The sequence below is a fragment of the Streptomyces sp. NPDC037288 genome (assembly GCF_055603265.1).
In genome coordinates this window covers 1-1,938 of sequence record NZ_JBVJVY010000196.1, presented here as the reverse complement: position 1 = coordinate 1,938, position 1,938 = coordinate 1, and the positions used below count along the sequence as shown (strand labels likewise).

Here is a 1,938-nt window from a genome sequence, read left to right as displayed (position 1 = left end):
GGGGTGAAGTTCCTGCGTTTCTGCGACAACCAGCTTCCCTTTCCGAACAGACCCATCGTAGTGGGACCACTGTCCGGAAACTTCGGGGCGCCTCACAGGTCGTGGACCTGTTGCCAGCGTTCCCGGGTGGTCTGCTCGCGCACACCGCCCGGCCGGGCCGGGTTCACGCTCGCCCAGCACGCGGTGTGCGAGCGGACCTCGGACAGGGCCTTGCCGCACAGGTTGGACCACATGTGCCACCGGTCGCTGACCTGCACTGCTTCGGGGAGGGCCTGGCGGATCGCCTCGCCGTAGGACCCGGAGCCGTCACGGCAGACATACTCGGCGCCGGGGTGCTCACGCAGCCACTTCGTCACCGTCTCGGCCTTGCGGTCAGGCAGGACATCGATCCGCTCGCCGGTCTCTGCGTCGATGACGATCGTGGCGTAGCGGTGCCGGCGCTTGAGGGCGAAGTCGTCGATGCCGACCACCCGCGGCACGCGCAGCGGCGGTATGGGCAGGCGCATGAGCGTCCGCAGAGCCGTCGAACGGGAGACGCCGCAGGCCAGGACGCGTAAAAGGCGGGCGCCCGCCCGTCCCGCTAACTCCTTGACCACGGACCCGAGTTGACGGGCGAGGCGGTTGGTACGGCGCTGGTAGCGCTCCACCAGGCCCGGTACCTGCTCGCGGAACGTCTGCCGCGGGCAGCCGGGCTCTGGGCAGACCAGACGCCGCAGCCGCACCGAGACGACGACCCGCCGCCCGTCCACCGGGACATCCGTGAGCGTCCGGCCATGGAAGCCGTGCACTCTCAACGTCGGCACCCCGCACACGGGGCACGGCACCCGATCATCCCGGGTCCGCGCCGTCACCCGGATCACGTCACCCTCGTCCGACACATCTTCCACAACCAGCGCCGTCAGGCCGAAAACACCACAGCCACAAGCTCGTTGACATCTCGCACACCACACCAACGGCGCCCGTCACCCTTGGTTACCACCGATTACGGGCCAGAGCCGCTCGTTTGACAGACCCTCTCACTGTAAAACCCCACCCGTTACCGGTCGTCCCAGCGGTCCAGTACACGGCGTTGGACGGTATCGGGGTAGATGTGCTGGAAGGAGCTGCGACTCATCCGGCCTTCTGCGGGGGCGGGGAGCAGGGCGTCGTGGGTGACTTTAGGACCGTGGTGAGTTTGCTGTTCCTGGGGGGTATAGCAGGCCAGGAGGGAGAGGATGCGGCCTTCGCGGATGATGCGGCGTTTGGTGGGATGGACGCGGGTGTTAAGCGCCCAGGTAAGTTCGGCCAGGTTCGAAGGGTCGATGTCGTCGTCCAGGACCACGATGCGGGGCACGAGGTGTTCGTAGCGCTGGCGGTCGATGACATTGGTGATGCGTTGGACGAAGGCGAGCGTATCGGTGGCGGGGAGCTGGATGCGCCAATTGGAAGGGACGGTGATGACGAGGAGGTGGGAAGCGGCCTCGAAGGGCTCCCAGGCGGTGGTGATGGGCAGATTGGCGAGGCGCAGGGTCCTGAGTGTTTCAGCGGCGACGGTTAGGCCGGTGGTGGTATGGAATTCGTCGACGGGCTCGCCTTCGACCACGGCGGGCCAGATCGGGTTGTTGCGATGGGTGATGGCTTCGATGGTGTAGACGGGTTGGGGGGAGGTGTGGTCGGGGCGGTAGCCGGCGAATTCACCCATGGGGCCTTCGGTACCCGACCGGTCGGGTGAGAGATGGCCTTCGATGATGATTTCAGCGGTGGCGGGGACGCGGAGGCTGTTTGTTTCGCAGCGTACGAGTTCGATGGGTTCACCGAGGAGAGCGCCGAGGAACCCGGCTTCTTCAACGCCATCGGCCTCCGCAACAGCAGTCCGCGTCCCGCCACCGATCACTGCCACCGCTGTGACCGCACCCGAGCCCGCCGCGAACCCACCCGCGCCTTGTGCCGCTGCCGTAC

Annotated in this window: 1 protein-coding gene and 1 pseudogene; both read right to left on the bottom strand. The window is 66.9% G+C overall.

The features are described from left to right. Positions 1-95 precede the first annotated feature (95 nt). A pseudogene (locus ACZ7GZ_RS43180) lies at positions 96-943 on the bottom strand (ISL3 family transposase); the annotation flags it as partial. A 93-nt stretch (positions 944-1,036) separates the two neighbouring features. Then, on the bottom strand, positions 1,037-1,938 hold a 902-nt coding region (locus ACZ7GZ_RS43175), incomplete at its 5' end, for a UbiD family decarboxylase domain-containing protein (RefSeq protein WP_471033326.1).